This window comes from Nocardiopsis sp. FR4, from assembly GCF_009830945.1.
Classification (GTDB): domain Bacteria; phylum Actinomycetota; class Actinomycetes; order Streptosporangiales; family Streptosporangiaceae; genus Nocardiopsis.
Window position 1 is genome coordinate 73473 of the sequence record NZ_VWVV01000003.1, and the last position, 17664, is coordinate 91136.

At 73.8% G+C, this 17664-nt stretch carries 17 protein-coding genes; 6 read left to right on the top strand and 11 right to left on the bottom strand.

Features of this window, described 5'->3' with window-relative positions:
- Nucleotides 1-38: 38 nt before the first annotated feature.
- From FYW95_RS05045 to fbaA, 7 genes are all read right to left on the bottom strand, one after another.
- Complete coding sequence (locus FYW95_RS05045; protein ID WP_159941624.1) at nt 39-1322, bottom strand: adenylosuccinate synthase; 1284 nt, start codon at nt 1320-1322, stop codon at nt 39-41.
- 207 nt (nt 1323-1529) lie between these two features.
- Nucleotides 1530-1946: a DUF3151 domain-containing protein gene (locus FYW95_RS05050; RefSeq protein ID WP_159941625.1), complete on the bottom strand. Its 417-nt coding sequence runs from the start codon at nt 1944-1946 to the stop codon at nt 1530-1532.
- Nucleotides 1947-1974: 28 nt separating this feature from the next.
- Nucleotides 1975-2637 carry a hypothetical protein gene (locus FYW95_RS05055; protein ID WP_236567676.1) on the bottom strand — a complete coding sequence of 221 codons (663 nt, stop codon included), beginning with the start codon at nt 2635-2637 and terminating at the stop codon, nt 1975-1977.
- Complete coding sequence (locus tag FYW95_RS05060) at nt 2625-3920, bottom strand: ABC transporter permease (protein WP_160050046.1); 1296 nt, start codon at nt 3918-3920, stop codon at nt 2625-2627. The genes FYW95_RS05055 and FYW95_RS05060 overlap by 13 nt, the downstream gene beginning before the upstream one ends.
- Before the next feature lie 101 nt (nt 3921-4021).
- Complete coding sequence (locus tag FYW95_RS05065) at nt 4022-4819, bottom strand: ATP-binding cassette domain-containing protein (RefSeq protein ID WP_159941627.1); 798 nt, start codon at nt 4817-4819, stop codon at nt 4022-4024.
- A gap of 141 nt (nt 4820-4960) precedes the next feature.
- Complete coding sequence (locus tag FYW95_RS05070) at nt 4961-5383, bottom strand: hypothetical protein (protein WP_201294701.1); 423 nt, start codon at nt 5381-5383, stop codon at nt 4961-4963.
- Nucleotides 5384-5612: 229 nt separating this feature from the next.
- A complete protein-coding gene (fbaA, locus tag FYW95_RS05075) occupies nt 5613-6635 on the bottom strand; it encodes a class II fructose-bisphosphate aldolase (RefSeq protein ID WP_159941628.1) in 1023 nt (340 codons plus the stop codon).
- 406 nt (nt 6636-7041) lie between these two features.
- On the opposite strand from fbaA, the gene FYW95_RS05080 reads away from it, so the two are divergent.
- Nucleotides 7042-7419 (top strand): RodZ domain-containing protein, encoded by a 378-nt coding sequence (locus FYW95_RS05080; RefSeq protein WP_159941629.1) that lies wholly within the window; start codon nt 7042-7044, stop codon nt 7417-7419.
- A 110-nt stretch (nt 7420-7529) separates the two neighbouring features.
- Here the strand turns inward: FYW95_RS05080 and pyrE are convergent, their stop codons facing one another.
- A complete protein-coding gene (gene pyrE, locus FYW95_RS05085) occupies nt 7530-8063 on the bottom strand; it encodes an orotate phosphoribosyltransferase (protein WP_159941630.1) in 534 nt (177 codons plus the stop codon).
- A 73-nt stretch (nt 8064-8136) separates the two neighbouring features.
- On the opposite strand from pyrE, the gene cutA reads away from it, so the two are divergent.
- The 3 genes from cutA to FYW95_RS05100 all read left to right on the top strand — a co-directional run bounded on the left by cutA (nt 8137) and on the right by FYW95_RS05100 (nt 9805).
- Entirely contained in the window at nt 8137-8478 is a 342-nt protein-coding gene (cutA, locus tag FYW95_RS05090; protein WP_159941631.1) for a divalent-cation tolerance protein CutA, read from the top strand.
- Nucleotides 8475-9059, top strand: a complete 585-nt coding sequence (locus FYW95_RS05095) for a hypothetical protein (protein WP_159941632.1) — start codon at nt 8475-8477, stop codon at nt 9057-9059. Before cutA ends, FYW95_RS05095 begins: the two co-directional genes overlap by 4 nt.
- Before the next feature lie 86 nt (nt 9060-9145).
- Nucleotides 9146-9805 (top strand): GNAT family N-acetyltransferase, encoded by a 660-nt coding sequence (locus FYW95_RS05100; RefSeq protein WP_159941633.1) that lies wholly within the window; start codon nt 9146-9148, stop codon nt 9803-9805.
- A 62-nt stretch (nt 9806-9867) separates the two neighbouring features.
- On the opposite strand, the gene FYW95_RS28695 is transcribed toward FYW95_RS05100, so the two are convergent.
- The 3 genes from FYW95_RS28695 to FYW95_RS05115 all read right to left on the bottom strand — a co-directional run bounded on the left by FYW95_RS28695 (nt 9868) and on the right by FYW95_RS05115 (nt 16527).
- The gene (locus tag FYW95_RS28695) at nt 9868-10683 is read right to left on the bottom strand and encodes an RDD family protein (RefSeq protein ID WP_159941634.1); all 816 of its coding nucleotides are present in this window, start codon (nt 10681-10683) and stop codon (nt 9868-9870) included.
- A gap of 299 nt (nt 10684-10982) precedes the next feature.
- Nucleotides 10983-14972, bottom strand: coding sequence for a type VII secretion protein EccCa (gene eccCa, locus FYW95_RS05110; protein WP_160050047.1), 3990 nt, complete (start codon nt 14970-14972; stop codon nt 10983-10985).
- A 124-nt stretch (nt 14973-15096) separates the two neighbouring features.
- Nucleotides 15097-16527, bottom strand: coding sequence for a DUF6177 family protein (locus FYW95_RS05115; RefSeq protein WP_159941636.1), 1431 nt, complete (start codon nt 16525-16527; stop codon nt 15097-15099).
- A 449-nt stretch (nt 16528-16976) separates the two neighbouring features.
- On the opposite strand from FYW95_RS05115, the gene FYW95_RS05120 reads away from it, so the two are divergent.
- Together FYW95_RS05120 and FYW95_RS05125 are read left to right on the top strand one after the other, a co-directional pair.
- Complete coding sequence (locus tag FYW95_RS05120; protein ID WP_159941637.1) at nt 16977-17306, top strand: hypothetical protein; 330 nt, start codon at nt 16977-16979, stop codon at nt 17304-17306.
- A gap of 16 nt (nt 17307-17322) precedes the next feature.
- Nucleotides 17323-17619, top strand: a complete 297-nt coding sequence (locus tag FYW95_RS05125) for a pore-forming ESAT-6 family protein (RefSeq protein ID WP_159941638.1) — start codon at nt 17323-17325, stop codon at nt 17617-17619.
- The last annotated feature ends 45 nt before the right edge of the window (nt 17620-17664 follow it).

The following is a 17664-nucleotide window of genomic DNA, read 5'->3' on the forward strand; positions in this document are numbered from 1 at the left end:
TGGGGGCCTCTTCGTGTTGAAGGCGGACAGACGTGGTGTCAGACCAGGGAACGCAGCTCGAGGGTCTGGTCGCGGCCCGGACCGACACCGATGGCGGAGATCGGGGCTCCGGCCATCTCCTCAAGGGTACGCACGTAGGTCTGCGCGTTCTTGGGGAGTTCGTCGAAACTCCGGACCTCGGTGATGTCCTCGGTCCAGCCGTCGAGGTACTCGTAGACCGGCGTGGCGTGGTGGAAGTCGGTCTGGGTCATGGGGATCTCGTCGTGGCGGACCCCGTCGACCTCGTAGGCCACGCACACGGGGATGCGCTCCAGGCCGGTGAGCACGTCGAGCTTGGTGAGGAAGAAGTCGGTGATGCCGTTGATCCGGGTGGCGTAGCGCGCGATGGGTGCGTCGAACCAGCCGCAGCGGCGGTTGCGGCCGGTGGTGACGCCGTACTCGCCGCCCTGGCTGCGCAGCCACTCGCCCTGCTCGTCGAGCAGCTCGGTGGGGAAGGGGCCCGAGCCCACGCGGGTGGTGTAGGCCTTGAGGATGCCCACGACCTTGCTGATGCGGGTGGGGCCGATACCCGAACCGGCCGCGGCGCCGCCCGCGGTGGGCGAGGAGGAGGTGACGAAGGGGTAGGTGCCGTGGTCGATGTCCAGCAGGGTGCCCTGGGAGCCCTCCAGGTACACGGTCCTGCCCTCGTCGAGCGCCTTGTTGAGGATCAGCGCGGTGTCGGCGACGTAGGGGCGCAGCCGCTCGGCGTAGCCCAGGTACTCCTCGATGATCGGCTCGGCCTCCAGGCCGCGCCGGTTGTACACCTTGGTGAGCAGCTGGTTCTTGTCGTTCAGCGCCAGCTCGATCTTCTTGCGCAGGATCTTGGGGTCGAACATGTCCTGGACGCGCACGCCCTGGCGGGAGACCTTGTCGGCGTAGGTGGGGCCGATGCCGCGGCCCGTGGTGCCGATCTTGCCCTTGCCCAGGAAGCGCTCGCTGACCTTGTCCAGGGCCCGGTGGTAGGGCATGATCAGGTGCGCGTTGGCCGAGATGAGCAGGCGGGACGTGTCCACGCCGCGCTCGTCGAGCCCCTGGAGCTCCTCCAGCAGCACCCCGGGGTCGATGACCACGCCGTTGGCGATGACCGGCACCACGTTCGGGGACAGGATGCCCGAGGGGAGCAGGTGGAGCGCGTACTTCTGGTCTCCGATGACCACCGTGTGGCCGGCGTTGTTTCCGCCCTGGTAGCGCACCACGTAGTCCACGCGGTCGCCGACAAGGTCGGTGGCCTTGCCCTTGCCCTCGTCGCCCCACTGGGCACCCACGAGCGTGATCGCCGGCATTGGTCTCTACCTCTTCGCTCGACACCTGACCGGGGCTTTTCCGGCCCCGAACACGGAAAACCCCTGGCGCAAGGCTGCGACAGGGGCCGTTGCGTATTGAGGGTACACGACCTGGGCATCCGGGTTAAGTGGGGCGCCGGGGCGCCCGCGCAACGGGGCGCCCACGCGCGGCGGAAGGCCCGGAGCGGCACCGGGCCGTGTCCCGGATCAGCCGTTGAGCGCCTCGTCCGCCTCGGCGCTGGACTCGCGCAGGAAGGTCGCGCAGCGCTCGGCCTCCTCGGTGTCGCCGATCGCGGCGGAGGCCCGGCCCAGTGCGTGCAGGGAGCGCAGGAAGCCCCGGTTGGGCTCGTGCTCCCAGGGGATCGGGCCGTGGCCCTTCCAGCCCGAGCGGCGCAGCTGGTCCAGGCCGCGGTGGTAACCGGTGCGGGCGTACGCGTAGGCGGTCACCGGCTGGCCGTCGGCCAGGGCCAGCTCGGCCAGCCGCGCCCACGCGGCCGAGTACTCCGGAAAGCGCCCGGCCACCGGCGTGGGGTCGTCGGCCGCGGCGAGCGCCTCGCGGGCCTCGGGGTTGTCGGCCAGGCGTGTCTCGGGCGGCTCGTTCAGGAGGTTCTGGTGCAGGTTCATGCCCCCATCCTGCCACTGGGGCCGCGACTCATCCGGACTCCTCCCCGGCCCGGGAGGCGCGCGCCGTGGCGCCCCGGGTGAGGGCGTGCGCCCCCAGCGCCGCCACCGCCGCGCCCGCGGCCAGGGCGGGCACCACCCCGGCGGCCAGGAGGTCGGGGGCCACCCACCCGTCGGTTCCGGCGTAGGCGTACGGGCTCACGCGGTTCAGCCCCGGCACGGCGTTGCAGGCCGCGGCGCCCAGGAGGACCCCGGCCAGCACGGTCAGGCCCGAGGGCACCGCACCCGCGAAGGGCGCCAGCAGGTACACGGCGGAGGCGCCCAGCAGGAGGTTGGCCGCCAGCGACCCGGTGTTCTCCGCGGGCGGCGCGGCGGTCAGCACGACCGCGGTTCCCGCCGCGACCGGCAGGCCCACGCCGAACGCCGCCACCACGGCCGCCCGCACGCGTGTGCGGGCGCCGCCCAGCCGCTCCCAGGCCCACAGCCGGGGACGGGTGGACCAGGCGCCCGCCGTGGCCGCGCACACGCACAGCAGCTCCACGACGGGTATGCGCTGTTCCCCGTGGGGCCGGTCGGACACCGCCACCGGGAGCACGACCCCCTGGGCGGCCAGGCCGAGCGCCGCAGCCACGACGGCGGCGGCCAGGGCCCCCGCCATCGGGAGCAGGGAGAGGCGCCAGATCACGTGCGCCACGGCAGCTCCCCGGGGTCCACCTCGCACGCGGCGAGGCGCCGGTGGTCGTGGCGGATCCACGCGCGGACCCGCTCTGGCCCGGCGCCGGCGAAGAGGTTGTCGCCGTGCACACCACCGTCGAGGGCCTGCGCGGCGAGCCAGGCCTCCAGGTCCACCACGACGGAGGCCCGCCGCTCCCGGGGCCCCGCGCCCGCCTCCCGGCTGGCCACGCCGTCGGAACCGCACCGCCGGACATCGGGTACCAGCCCGTGGGCGACGGCCGCGGGAACCTCGTGCCCGGGGTTCCAGCCGGGGTGGACGGAGAGCCAGAGCACGTCCTCGTCGGGACCGTCGAACGGCCCCTCCTCCCCCCGGGCCAGGCTCAGGTCGCGGACCTGCCCGGGGGCTGCCTCCGCCAGCCCGTGCGCCGCGAACACCGGAGCGGCCAGCGCGGTGACGGCGGCGAGTTCGCGTGCGTGCCCCTCGTGCACGCAGTAGCGCACGCCCGCGTGCTCCGCGCAGACCTCGGCTGCCTCCGGGTCCGGGACCACCAGGGGGAACGGGTGCAGGTGCGGCAGTACCGCGGCCACCGCCACCGCGGCGACGGCCGTCCCGTGCACCGCCGAGAGCCGTCTCGGGGCGCCCGTCAGCCACACCGCCGTCCAGCCGACCGCGACTCCCGACAGCAGGAGGAACCCCAGGCGGTACGCGCCCAGCGGGCCGGACTCGCGTACCCCCAGGAAGGGGGAGAAGGGCAGCTGGAGGGACAGCGCGGCCCAGGGGTCGGCGACCAGGGGCAGGCTGGTGAGAAGGAACACCGCGCCGACCGCGACCGGCACGCCGAGCGGGCCGCGCGCCAGGACACCGCACAGGTAGCCCAGCAGGGTCAGGGCCGCGAACCCCGCCAGGGCTCCCAGGACGGCCACCGGGTCGGGAGAACCCGCGCCCGCCGCGGCCACGGCGGCGGTCAGCGGCAGCATTCCCGCCAGATAGGCGCCCAGGCACCAGCCCGTGACCACCATCGCGTGCCGCAGGGGCAGGTCCCGCCCCGTCCGGGGCTGCCAGGGCTGGGCGAACACCAGCGTCGGGCGGACGAGCCGGGCCGCCACCAGGGCCGCCGCCCCCGCCGCCACCGTGACCGGCAGCCTGGCCTGGGCGCCCACCTGCGAGGACAGGTACACCCAGTCCAGGGCCCGCCAGCCGAGTCGGCCCCAGGTGTCGGCGAGGGTCAGGACCAGGATGAGCGCGGCCGGGACCAGGACCAGGACCGGCGGCACCGGCCACAGGAGCGCACGGAAGCGCACCCGGCCGAGGACGGCGGACCCGGGCGCCCTCCGACCGGCGGGACGCGCCGGCCGGGGGGCCGCCCGCGGCCGAGACCGGGGGATCCGGGAGGAGGCGGTGTTCACGAACCCTCCCCCAGCCGTGCGACCAGCCGGTCGTAGGCCCGCTCGAACCCCGAGCCGGAGGCGCTGCCGCCGGAGCCGTCCGCCGTGAGCGCCTCCAGTTCGGGGAAGGTGCCGTGGAACCCGATCCGCCCGCCCGCCAGGACGCCGACGCCGTCGCACAGGTGCGCGGCGTCCTCGACCAGGTGGGTGGAGACCAGGACGGTCCGGTCCCGGCCCAGCCGGGCGACGGCCTCGCGGACGCGCAGGCGCTGTCCGGGGTCCAGCCCCGCGGTCGGCTCGTCCAGGACCAGCACCCGGGGGTCGTGGGCGAGCGCGGCGGCGATGCCCACCCGCCGGCGCTCGCCCCCGGAGAGGGTGCGCGTGCGGCGGCCGGCCAGGTCGGCCAGCCCGACCAGCTCCATGGCGCACCCGGCCGCGTCCGCGCACGCGCGGCGGTCGACACCGTGCGCCCACGCGGCGTAGGCGATCGTGTCCGCCACGGTCAGCTCCCCGGCCAGGGTGAAGCGCTGGGGGAGGAAGCCCAGCACCCGCCGCGCTCCGGCGCGGCCCGAGGCGGTGGACAGGTCGTGCCCGCCGATCAGGAGACGCCCCCGGCGGACAGGGAGCAGGGTCACCACGAGTGAGAGGAACGTGGTCTTGCCCGAGCCGTTGGGGCCGAGGAGCCCCGTGACACCGGGGCCCACGGTCCAGGACAGGTCGTCGAGGACCCGTCCGCGGTCCTTTCCGGGCGCCCTTCCGAGGGCCTTGCCGCGGCCCCGGTAACCGAACTCCAGGTGCTCAGCGGTGACGCGCATGGGACCACCCGCTCCTCCCCGCACGGGGGCGCGTCGGGCTGTCCGTGCGGCCCCGCCGCGGGAGCGCTCCGCGCACCGTGCGACAGGTCCGCTCCGCCCGGGTGCGGGTCCGGGCGCGTGTGCGGGTCCGCCCGCTCCGGTTCAGCATCGGTTGACCCTTCCGGAGGTGACCCTGTTTCCGGTCGAGCTGCGCGTCTCGGTGAAATAGACTCCGTTTCCGTCGCACTTTCCGTGGGCGGCCAGGCTGCCGTTCCCGAAACCGCTGCGGCGGGATTCGGCCACGACCCGGTCGGGCCAGGCGGTGCGGTGCCTGCGCACCTGGACGGTGAGGGTGGCGGTGCCGCCGCATCCGGTGCGCGTCCCGGTTCCGGACAGGGAGTTGCCCGAGCTGGTGGGGTTGTCGGCGCCCAGGCCGCACGCCGCGGCCGAGCGCGCCGCGGCGTCCTCTCCGGTGGCCCAGGCCGTCCCCGCCGCCGAGGACCCCACGAGCACCGCGCCCAGTGCGAGTATTCCGAGCGCGAGAATGCGCGCGGTTCCGATTCCGTTCCTGCTGTCGTCCTTCACTGGTTCTTCTTCCGTTTCGGGGGGTGAGGGCCTTCAGGATATTTCTCAGGGCCTCTTCGCGAAACGGGGCTGTGGATAACCTCGGAATATTGTTTTGGGGTATTTGGCGGCGTTTTGTTGTGGAAGATGAGGACAAGGCGCGGCGCGGGGAGAGGGCCCCGACCCGGTCCGGACACGCGCGGTGCCCGGCGGCCGAGGCCGCCGGGCACCACGGGGAGCCGGGAGGCGACTACTTCATCTTGTTGCCGGCGGACTTCAGGTGCTGGGCGGCCTCCACGACGCGGGCGGCCATGCCGGCCTCCGCCACCTTGCCGTAGGCGCGGGGGTCGTAGGCCTTCTTGCTGCCGATCTCGCCGTCGATCTTCAGCACGCCGTCGTAGTTCTTCATGATGTGGTCGACCACGGGCCGGGTGTAGGCGTACTGCGTGTCGGTGTCGACGTTCATCTTCACCACGCCGTACTCGATGGCCTCGTGGATCTCCTCCATGGTGGAGCCGGAGCCGCCGTGGAACACGAAGTCGAACGCCTTGGCCCTGCCGTACTTCTCGGCGACGGCGTCCTGGGCGTTCTTGAGCACCTCCGGGCGCAGCTTGACGAAGCCCGGCTTGTAGGAGCCGTGCACGTTGCCGAAGGTCAGGGCCGTCATGTAGTAGCCCTTCTCGCCCAGGCCCAGGACCTCGGCGGTGCGCAGGGCGTCCTCCGGCGTGGTGTACAGCTTCTCGTTGATCTCGCCGACGATGCCGTCCTCCTCGCCGCCGACCACGCCGACCTCGATCTCCAGGATCGTGCGGGCGGCCTTGGAGGAGGCGAGCAGCTCCTCGGCGATCTGGAGGTTCTCCTCCAGCTCGACGGCCGAGCCGTCCCACATGTGGGACTGGAACAGCGGCTCCTGGCCCCTGGCCACGCGCTCCTTGGAGATCTCCAGCAGCGGGCGGACGAAGCCGTCCAGCTTGTTCTTCGGGCAGTGGTCGGTGTGGAGGGCGATGTTCACCGGGTACTTGTCGGCCACGACGCGGGCGAACTCGGCGAAGGCCACCGAGCCGGTGACCATGTCCTTGACGGTGGCCCCGGACAGGAACTCCGCGCCACCGGTGGAAATCTGGACGATGCCGTCGCTTTCCGCCTCGGCGAAGCCGCGCAGGGCGGCGTGCAGCGTCTGGCTGGAGGTCACGTTGATCGCCGGGTAGGCGAAGCCCTCGGACTTCGCGCGGCTCAGCATCTCGGTGTAGACCTCGGGGCTGGCGATGGGCATGCTGGACTCTCCCTGGGTTCGGCCTGGAGCGAGCGGCCGCCGGCCTGGCCGACGGCACCCCACGTGCGTTGCCCCGGTGGCGCCCGGGCCTCGGAGGACGGCCCCCGCGGGGGCCGTGCGGCCGGACGTGTCCACCAGGTGTCGTCCAAGTATCCCGAATACCCGGAGCCCTTGAAAAGGTCTAGACCAGATTGCCCGCGGTCGTCCGCCGGGGAGCCGGGGGCGGCCCCTCCGTCCCGCCGTCGCGCACACGCGGCGACGGGGCGCGGACCCTCCGCTTCCTGCACGGACGAATTGTGGTGAGTCGGGAGCGTTCGGGCGACTGCTGTCGCTTTTTGCCGTGATACGCGCTACATTCAACGCCGTGGGAAGGCATAGGAATGATCCTCGCGGCGTTGGCCAGGTGATGGCCATCGTCGGGGCCGTCGTGCTCCTGGTCACGCTCCTGGCCCTCGGCGGATTCTTCTTGTACCGCTCGCTTCCGGGCACCGGTGTCAGCGCCAGCTCCTCCGAGACCGTCTCCGACGGCGAGGAACCGAACAACATGGGTGTGCTCTACATCCGCGTCATCGGCCAGTCCAGCGAGGTCTTCGTCCGCGTCCCCGGCGGCGACGTCCTGCTCGACCAGGAGTTGAGCCAGGGACAGTCGGTCAACTACGTCAACGCCGACGAGGGCCTGGAGGTCACCATCGGCGACCCCGCCGCCGTGGAGGTCTACGTCCACGGCGAGCAGCGCGACATCTCCGACGAGGAACCCGGCCACAGCTTCACGGTCGAGGGCTAGACCCTCCCGTTCGCCTCCGGCCCGGCGGGCCGGGGCGGAACCGCCCCCGCGGTCCGCGCGGCGGATCCGCGCTCCGGCGCCGGCCGTCCGGACCGACGCCGCGCCACCGGTCAGATGTCCAGGTCGGACACGTCGTACACCGCGCGGTACTCCAGCCCCTCCCCGGTGATCCGCTCGCGCGCGCCCCGGTCCAGGATCAGCGCGACCGCCACCACCTCGGCGCCCGCCTCGCGCAGCGCCTCGACGGCCGTCATCACCGAGCCGCCGGTGGTCGAGGTGTCCTCCAGGGCCAGCACGCGCCGCCCGCGCACGTCGGGACCCTCGATGCGCTTCTGCAGCCCGTGCGCCTTGCCCGCCTTGCGCACCACGAAGGCGTCCAGCCTGCGCCCGCGCGCGTGCGCGGCGTGCAGCATGGCGGCGGCCACCGGGTCCGCGCCGAGCGTCAGGCCGCCCACCGCGTCGAACTCCAGGTCCGCGACGTTGTCCAACATGACCGAACCGACCAGCGGCGCGGCCTCCCCGTCCAGGGTGACCCGGCGCAGGTCGACGTAGTAGTCGGCCTCCATACCCGAGGACAGGGTCACCTTCCCGCGCACGACCGCCTTATCGTTGATCCGACGCAGGAGTTCATCACGTTCGCTCATGATCATCGAGCCTAGAACACCGGGTGGGACGGACGGCACCGAGGCACCCGGGTCGAAGTCGGAAGGGACGGCCGTGCCACACCCCGGGACCACCGTGCGGGTCGAGACCACCGTCGACACCAGGGACGGCGCCGAACACCTGGCGCGGTCGGTGATCGAGCACCGCCTGGCCGCCTGCGCCCAGGTGGGCGGGCCGATCACCAGCTACTTCCGCTGGGAGGGGCGGGTCCAGGCCGACGAGGAGTGGACGGTGGTGATCAAGACCGCCGCCGACCGCCTGGACGAGCTCGTGGCGCACCTCGGCGCCGTGCACCCCTACGACGTCCCGGAGGTGGTCGCCGTGCCCGTCACCGGCGGGAACCCCGCCTACCTGGAGTGGGTGCGCGACGAGACGCGGGGAGGCGCCCCCGCGTGATCGCCGTCCTGCTCCCCCCGACCCTGGGCGCCCCCACCCGGCTGCCGCACCTGGGTGAACGGCTGCCCGCGCGCGGCCTCACCCCCGTCCGCCCCGAGGTGGGCGGCGACGAGCACCCGCCGCACGCGGCCCGCTACGTCGCCCGCGCCAGCCTGGAGATCAACCGCCTGGTCGCCCCGGACACCCCGGTCGCCCTGGTCGCCGAGGGCGGGGCCGGGCCGCTGCTGGGCGCGGTCGGGCAGGCGCAGCGGGCCGCGCACCGGCCGGTGTTCGGCTACGTGCTGGTGGACTCCTACCTGCCCCAGCCCGGCAGCCCCACCCGCGAGGAGATCCTCCGGTCGCAGAGCCCCGAGGGCGCCGCGGCGGCCGGGCCGGACACACCCGCCGGCTACCGGACCGAGCCGCTGCCGATGCTCTCCGACTGGCCGGACGCGCCGTGCGGCTACCTGCTCACCGATCCCGCGCTGGCGCACACGGCGCGGCTGTCGCGGCTGCGCGGGTGGAGCGTGCGCGAGACGGCACCGGAAGAGGCCCCGGCGGCCCTGGCCGAACTCCTGGTGGAGCTGCGCGGCACCGGCTGAGCCCTCCGGGGCGGCCGCGGTGCGACCGGGTTCCGGAACCGGAAAACCGGGTGACAGCGCGGCAGCGGGCTACGGAGAATCAGCCCATGCTCACAGATCACTTCCCGCCGCTGGGACTGCGCCTGCGCACGCCGCGCCTGGAGCTGCGGATCCCGTCCTACGAGGACCTCGGCCAGTTGGCCGAGGCGGCCCTCGGGGGGATCCACGACCCGGACACGATGCCGTTCGCCGAACCGTGGACCGACCAGCCTCCGGACAGGCTCGCCCTCGGGGTGGTGCAGCACAACCTCGGGCAGTTGGCCTCGTGGACCCCCGAGGACTGGGGGCTCAACCTGGTCGTCGTCCACGAGGGCTCCGTGGTCGGCGTCCAGGACATGCGGGGAAGGCGGTTCCCGGCCACCCGGCAGGTGGACACCGGCTCGTGGCTGGGCCGCGCCCACCAGGGCCGGGGCATCGGCACCGAGATGCGGGCGGCCGTGCTGCACCTGGCCTTCGAGGGCCTGGGAGCCGTGGCGGCGGTGTCAGCGGCCATCGAGGGGAACCGGGCCTCGGAGCGGGTCTCCGAACGCCTGGGGTACCGGCCCGACGGGATCAACCTGATCGAGCTCCGGGGCAGCAGGGCGGTGGAGAACCGCTACCGGCTGACCAGGGAGGGCTGGGAGGCGCACCGCCGTGTTCCGGTCACCGTGACGGGTCTGGAGCCGTGCCTGCCCTTCTTCGGCCTGGGGGACGCCGAGGGGGAGTGACGCGCGCCCGGCCCGGATCTCCGGCCCGGATCCCCGGCCCGGGGACCGGTGCGCCGCCTCGCCTAGCGGCGCACCTGGACGACCACCGTGCCCGCGGCCTTGTCGTGCAGGCACCGCTGGAGCGTCTTGTCCCGCAGGGGCCACAGCACGTTGGTGAGGGACCAGGGCAGCACCCAGTTGACCAGGTTGGTGTGCCCGGGGGCGTAGAGCAGCGCCCGCACCAGCGCGCGGCCCGCGGTGACCCTCCCGCTCCCGTCGGCCCGCACCACCCACAGGCCGAAGATGATCTTGCCGACCGACCGGCCCCACAGGAGGGTCTGCAGCCACTCCAGCAGGATGGGCAGCAGGAAGAAGCTGAAGACGTAGGTCCCGGCGAAGACCGCCTCGGCGGCTCCCTCGAGAACGCCGCCGCCCACGATCATGCTGATGGCGGTTCCCAGCATCATCATCAGGTACCAGACGACGGCGAAGAGGATCGTGTCGATCAGCCTCGCCACGAAGCGCAGCCCCAGCTCGGGCCGGCCGACCTCGGGCCGGGCGGGGTTCCACTCGCCGGGGTCCCTGAGCACCGGAGGCAGCCAGGGGCCCCGCGGGGCGTGGGGGCCGGGGTGCCCCGGGTAGCCCTGCTGACCCGGAACCGGGCCCTGGGCGGGGGCGGCGGGAAAGGGCGGGGCCTTGAGGACCGGGCCCTGCCGGGCGTTCCCGCCGGGCCACCCGGGCTGGGGGTGGGGAGCCTCGGGGCCCTGGGGGGCGGAGGGGGTCGGCCACCCGGGCTGGGCATAGGGGGTCGCCGGACCCCGCTGGGCGTTCCCGCCCGGTTGCGCGGGGCCGTCGGCCCGCTGGCCGGCCCGGGGGTGGGGCTGGTACGGGGGCTGCATGGGGTTCCTGCCGTCCGTCGTGGTCTGGTCTCGTCGCGTGGTGGCGCCGGGGCGCGGCCGGTCGCCGCCAGCCGCTCGCGCACGGGCCGAGGGGGCGGAACCGGTGTGCGCGGGGGCGCGGTGGTCTCCGGGTGCCGGGACCGCCCGCGGAGGGACCGTGGGAACCCCTCCGCACGCGGCCGTCACGGCACGACGTGTCCACGGTACGGGGCGCGACCGTCATTCGCGCGGTCGGGTTCCCCGGCGCCCGGAGGCCGGGGCGCGGCCCGCGGGTCCCGGGACGTTCCCGGCCGCTCCGGTCAGCCCCGCACGTCGCGCAGCGCGGTCTGGACCAGCCTCGGGCTGCCGCCCCGGGTCACCCACTTGCCGCGTCCGGCGGGCTGGTGGGCCGCGTACACCCGCGGCAGGATCTGGCCCTCACTGCGGTCGCCCGACATCACCAGCGCGCTCGTGCCGATCTCGCGCATCGCCTGCACCAGGGGGTCGTACATGCCGCGTCCCGCGCCGGCCACCCGGCGCGCCACCACGAAGTGCAGACCGATGTCGCGTCCGTTGGGCACGAAGGGCACGAAGGGCGCCAGCGGCTTCTGGCCCGCGGTGGTGAGCACGTCGTAGTCGTCGGCCATCACCACGATGCGCGGTCCCTTGAACGACCCGGGCTCCATGGAGTCCACGTCCCCGTCCTCGGGCAGGCGGCCCTCGACCTCCTTGGCCACGCCGCCCGCGAGCCCCGCGCACACGCGCGGGCTGCTGGCGTACCCGCCCATGTACTCCTCGGGCACCACGTTGCGCAGGGTCCGGCGGGGGTCCATCACCGCGAACACGACCTCGTCGGAGGAGTAGCGCTCCACCAGCCCCTCGGCGACCAGGCGCAGCAGGTTGGTCTTGCCGCACTCCCCGTCGCCCAGGACCAGCAGGTTCTGGTCCCGGTCGAACAGGTCGAGCAGGACCGGCTCCAGGGCGCGCTCGTCCACGCCGATCGGCACCGCCACGGGCTCGGCCTCCGCCGTGGGCAGGGTGCTCACGGACAGCCGGTGCGGCAGCACGCGCACCCGGGGGGCCCGCTTGCCCCGCCAGGCCTGGTCCACCGAACGCACGGCCTTCTCCACGACCTCGCCCAGGTTGTCGCCGTCGGCCACCCCGTCGATCCGGGGCAGCGCCACCTGGCCGAACAGCTCGGCGTCGGTGAGCACCCGGCCCGGGGTCTTGGCGCTGATCGTCTCCGCCAGCTTGCGGTCGATGGTGGAGTCCGAGGCCTCGTTGAGGTGCAGCTCCACCTTCTGCCCGAAGTTGGACTGGGCGGCGATGCGCACGTCGTTCCAGCGCAGCATCCCCGCCACCACGTGCACGCCGAACCCGCCGCCGCGCTGCAGCAGCTCGGTGACGATCGGGTCGATGTCCTCGAAGTCCTTGCGCAGCGCGCCGAAGCCGTCCACGCAGAACACCACGTCGGCGCTGGCCAGCTCGGGGACCTCGCCGCGGGCGTGCATCCGGCGCAGCTGGGCCACCGAGTCGATCCCGCGCTCGCGGAACACCTCCTGGCGGTGTTCGAGCATCCCCTGCAGCTCCTCGACCGTGCGGCGCACCCGCTCGGAGTCGGTGCGCACCGCCACCCCGCCCACGTGCGGCAGCGCCGCCAGGGACTGCAGGCCGCCGCCCATGAGGTCCAGGCAGTACACGGCCACCTGTTCCGGCGTGTGGGTGAGCGCCAGCGACAGCACCAGCGTGCGCAGCAGGGTCGTCTTGCCGCTCTGCGGGCCGCCGATGACGGCCGCGTGGCCGCCGGACGCGGTCAGGTCGAGCTTCCACACGCCCTGCCACTGCTTGGTGGCGTCGTCCAGCAGGCCGAGCGGTATCCGCATCGGCTCGTGCTCGCCCGGCAGCCGCAGGCCCAGGCCCGACTCCTCCGGTTCGCCCGCCACCTGGTCCAGGGTGGTCGTGGCGGGCAGCGGGGGAAGCCAGATCTCGCGGGTGCGCTCCCCGTGCCGGCCGAACTGGCCCACCATCACGTCCAGAAGGGTCGGGCCCACCGTGCGGGAGGGCATCGGCGTGTCCTCCGCGGCGGACGCGGCCTCGACGGCGGCGGACTCCTCGCCGCCGCTGTTGTAGGCGGTGTAGCGGCGCACCGACGGGGTGCCCTCGGCGGGCTCCTCCTCGGCCACCGGGCCCCGGTAGGGGCCGGACACGTATCCGGCCTTGAAGCGCTGGTAGACGCTGGTGTCCACCTTCAGGTAGCCGAACCCGGGCAGGGAGGGCAGGTGGAAGGCGTCCGGGGTGTTGAGGACGGTGCGGCTCTCCTCCTCGGAGAAGGTGCGCAGGCCCAGCCGGTAGGACAGGTAGGTGTCCAGGCCGCGCAGCTTGCCGCCCTCGATGCGCTGGCTGGACAGGAGCAGGTGCACGCCGATGCTGCGCCCGATCCGGCCGATGGACAGGAACAGCTCGATGAAGTCGGGGCGCGCGGTCAGCAGCTCGCCGAACTCGTCGATGATCACCAGCAGGTGCGGCAGCGGCGGCAGGCTGGGATCGTGCTCGCGCTTGTAGGTGTAGTCGCCGATGTTGGCCACGTTCCCGGCGTCGCGCAGCACCTGCTGGCGGCGCTGCACCTCGCCGGACAGGCTGGCGTACACCCGCTCGATCAGCGCGGCGTCGTCCTCCAGGTTGGTGATCACCCCGGCCACGTGCGGCATGTCCTCGAAGGGCGCGAACGTGGCGCCGCCCTTGTAGTCGACCAGGACCATGCTCACCCGCTCGGGCGGGTGGGACGCGGCCAGCGCCAGCACGAGCGTGCGCAGCATCTCGCTCTTGCCCGAACCGGTGGCGCCCACGCACAGGCCGTGCGGGCCCATGCCCAGCTGCGCCGACTCCTTCAGGTCCAGGATCACCGGCTGGCCCATGTCGTCCACGCCGATGGGCACCCGCAGGAACGCCCGCTCGCTGCGCGGTGCCCACAGCCGCTGCACGTCCATGGCCCCCGGGTCCTGCACCCCCATCATCTGGGGGAAGTCGACGCTGCCGCCCTCCTGGGCGGTCTCCTCGACCGACTCCGGGGACAGGCGCAGCGGGGCGAGCATCCGGGCCAGTCCGGTGAGGGTGGCGGCGGAGACGTCGTCCACGGTGCCGGTGGTCACCACCGGGTCGGCGCCGCGCAGTTCCTCGACGCGGACCCGGTCGCCGCTGACCGTGACGCGCACGTTCACGTCCCCCGGCTCGTCGACCTGCCGGGACACCAGGTGCAGCACGGTGACGCCCAGGGAGGCGGGGTCCACGGCGTCGTCGGGGCGCACCAGCTCGGCGGCCACCCCGCCGTGGGTGTCGTGGATGACCAGCAACCGCCGCATCATCTGGTAGGCCTCGCGCTTGCCCATGCCGCGGCGGACCTCGGAGGCGAAGTCGGTGCGCGAGCGCAGCTCGTCGGCGAGCAGCCCGCCCAGCTTGCCGGGGTCGGGCGCGATCAGCCGGACCGCGGCGCCGCCCTCGCGGCGCTGGGGGTCCAGCACCTGGGGGAGCCAGGGCAGCCAGGACCAGTCGTCGGCGTTCTCGGGCGGGTAGGACACGGCGAGCCCGGCGTCCTCGGGGGCGTGGAAGGCGCCGAACTGGGCGGCCAGGGCCCGGACCAGGCGCATGACGTCCTCGCGCTCGCCGATGACGCTGACGTTGCCCGCCATGTCCAGGGGCAGGGTCAGCGGCATCTCGGGGACCGAGGCGAAGCGGCGGATGGCGGCCTGGGCCTCGGACAGCATGAAGGGGTCGGTGGGGGTCAGGGCGGTGCCCTGCTCGGCGAGCCGCAGGGGGCGGCCCTCGGTCAGCCCGGTGCCCACGCGCACCCTCAGGAAGTCCCGGTGCCTGCGCCTGCGCTCCCACAGCCGGGTGGGGTCGCGGACGATGTCGTACAGCGCCTCGGGCGGGGGGTCGAGCAGGCGGGCGTGGGCGCGGGTGCTCTGCTCCCAGCCGGTGAGCTCCTCGCGCAGCTCCTCCAGGTACTGCAGGTACAGCTCGCGCTCGTTGCGCCGCTGCCGTCCGACCTGGCCGCGCCGGGAGAAGAGCATGGCCAGGGCGGCGAGGAGGGCCACGACCAGGACGACGCCGCCCAGCGCGATGAACGCCGGGTTGCGCATGACCATCATGATGGTCATCGACGCCATCATGCCGACCATGGGCAGGATGGTCATCAGGGGGTTGCCCTGAGCCTTGCCGTCGGGGAGGGTCGGCGGGGCCTCCACCTCGTGGGCCTCCTGGGCCGGAGCGGGATGCACGGTCCGTGTCGGCCGGTGCACGACGCGAAGACTCATCGGCTTTCCTCTCTCGGCGCGGAGGCGGGAAGGCGAGGGCGGGGGCCGCCTGGAGCAACGCCGGTACGCGGAAGAGAACCCTATCGAAGTCGGTGTCAAACCGGCTTTTCCGTGCGGGCGGCCGTCACGTGGCGGAGGCGTCCCCGGGCCGCAGGTGGGCCATCAGGTCGTGGAAGCGGTCCCAGCCGTCCGGCTCGGTGCCGTCGCCGATCGGGTACCAGAAGGCGGGGGTCATCGGCGGGCCGATCGGGACGCCGCGTACGGGGGCGGACAGGGCGCGGTCCCGGCCCATCGAGGAGACGCCCTCCACGCCCACCGCGAGGCCGACCGGGGTCGGCACCCCCGACCACTGCGGGGCGTAGGTGAGGTCGGCGCGTCCCAGGAGGCGCCGCACGGTCATGCCGCGCAGGCCCTCGTTGGCGGTGAGGGCCCGGACCAGGCCGGTCAGCGCGGACAGGTCCGCCTCCTCGCCGTGGGGGCGGCCCACCGCGAAGGTGACGCCCTCGCGGACGCCGTCGGGGACCGTGCTCACCCGCTGCGTCCCGGCGAAGGCCGGTACGCCGTCCTCGCGCACGCCCTCCGGCTGGCCGGTGAAGGCCAGCCAGGTGGCCCCCGGCGCGCGGCGGCGGCACAGTTCGGTCATCCGACCCCGGTCCCAGGCGTGGGTGAGGGGTTCGGCGGTGCCCCACAGGGCGGGGGCGCCGCCCGCCAGGTGCTCGGCCAGCAGCTCGGCCGCGCCGCCCAGGAGCAGGCCCCGGCTGGCGGGGTGGACGACCTGGAGGTCGACCAGCAGCTGGGTGCCGGGTTCGCCGTCCGCCCCGGACCAGCGGAAGTCGGCGTGGGGCCCGTCCCCGGCGGAGGCGTCGCGGTCCACCGTGAACGCGGCCTCCGGGTCCCAGACCAGGGGCACCCCGGAGAAGCCGTCGTAGTGGCCGCCGTCGCCGCCGCGCACCACCCAGCGCGCCCCGGGCTTGCCGAGCAGGGAGCGCAGCGCGTGGGTGAGGCGGCTGGCGGAGGGGGTGACCAGCTGCATGGGGCGGCCGTCGCGGCCGTAGGCGGCCATGGCGTCGACGAGCCATCCGGAGAGCGGGACCAAGGGGCGGTCCTGGACGACGACGAAGGCCTTCTCCGTCAGGGCGCTGACCGCGGGGTGGTCGGTGGCGCCGGTGAGGCGGTCGTCGTCGCGCGGCAGGCGGGGCTCGGGTTCCCACAACGCGCCGCCGTGCCGGTCGACCAGGTGGCGGGCGAAGCGCCGCACCACCGCGGCGGTGTCGGTGTCGGTGAGCTCGGCTCCGCGGGCCTCCACCCAGTAGGGCTGGGCGGGCAGGTCGTCGCCGAGGCCCTCGCCGAGCAGCCGCTCGGCCTCCGCGGACAGGGCGAGCCGCTGCGCGGCCTGCATGGCGGCCACGAGCCTGCCGGAGTCGTCGCGCAGCTCGATCACCGCGCCCTCGGCGACCGAGCGCACCCGGAGCCCGGGCCCGGCCTCGGCCAGGGCGTCGATGAGGCTGCGCCGTGCGGGGGTCTGGGCCAGCAGGGCGACCACGTCGTGGCTCACGGGGACTCCACCTTCCTTCCCGGGGGCGGCCGCCGGCGCGGTCACCGTCCGGCTGGCAAACACTACCGAAGGAGGGCGGGGCGGTCCGGCGCCCCGGCCCCGGGGAGGCGGGGGAACGCGGGTTCTGGCCGGATGCGGCCACGCGGTTCCCGGCGCGGAGCGCGCGGAGCGGAGGGCCCGGTGGAGGGCGGACCGGGGCCGCGCCGGGGCGAAGCCGCAGGCCGCGGCTGGGAGGGTTCCGGATGCCGTGCGCACCCGTTGTCCACAGGCGCGTGACGTGTCTGTTTCTCCGTCATCGGCCGCTTGTATGATGCAGATCCTCCCTCAATGGCGGGACCGAGTCCGTCGTCTGGCCGCGGGAACTCCTCCGAACTGCGGGCACGCCGCGCGCATCCTCCCCTGCGGGAGGCGACAGCCTCGTGAGGACCCCCAGGAAAGCAGGTGAAGAGTTGTCACGTTGGGAAATCGGCAGCAACACCCTGAACACCCTGTCCCAGAACACCGCCACCGTCGGTGACGAGCTCACCAACCTCATCCAGCAGCTCGTGCAGGCCGCGGAACCCCTCTCCGGCAAGTTCGACGGCGCGGGCAAGGCCGCCTTCGACTCCTTCAAGATGCGGGCCGACGGCATCGCCGCGGACCTGCGCGCCGGCCTGGGCTCCATCCAGGAGGGCCAGTCGGGCATGAACGCCGCGTTCACCACCGGCGCCCAGACCATGGCCGACGACGCCAACCAGAAGATGGGCGCGGCCAACTTCGACGCCGCCAAGTTCCGCTGACCCCCGAGGAGCACACGTGAGCAACAACGCCTACGACCTCGGCGCCTCCCAGGAGGCCCAGGGCAACATCAACAACATCATGAACCGGCTCGAGGCCCTGATCGGCGAGCACGACACCGACGTCAGCCAGGCCATGGCCGAGTTCGAGGCCACCGGCGTCTCCGAGGAGTACAGCGCCAAGGAGCTCAAGTGGCACAACGCCGGTAACGAGGTCCGCGAGATCATCCGGCTCGTGCGCGAGACCCTGGAGACCAACGACAGCACCGCGCAGGAGACCCTGAGCCGCGCCAACGCCGCGGTCCAGAACATCTGACCGGTCCCGGGCGGGACGGACGGCACCACGAGGAGCAGTGAGGAG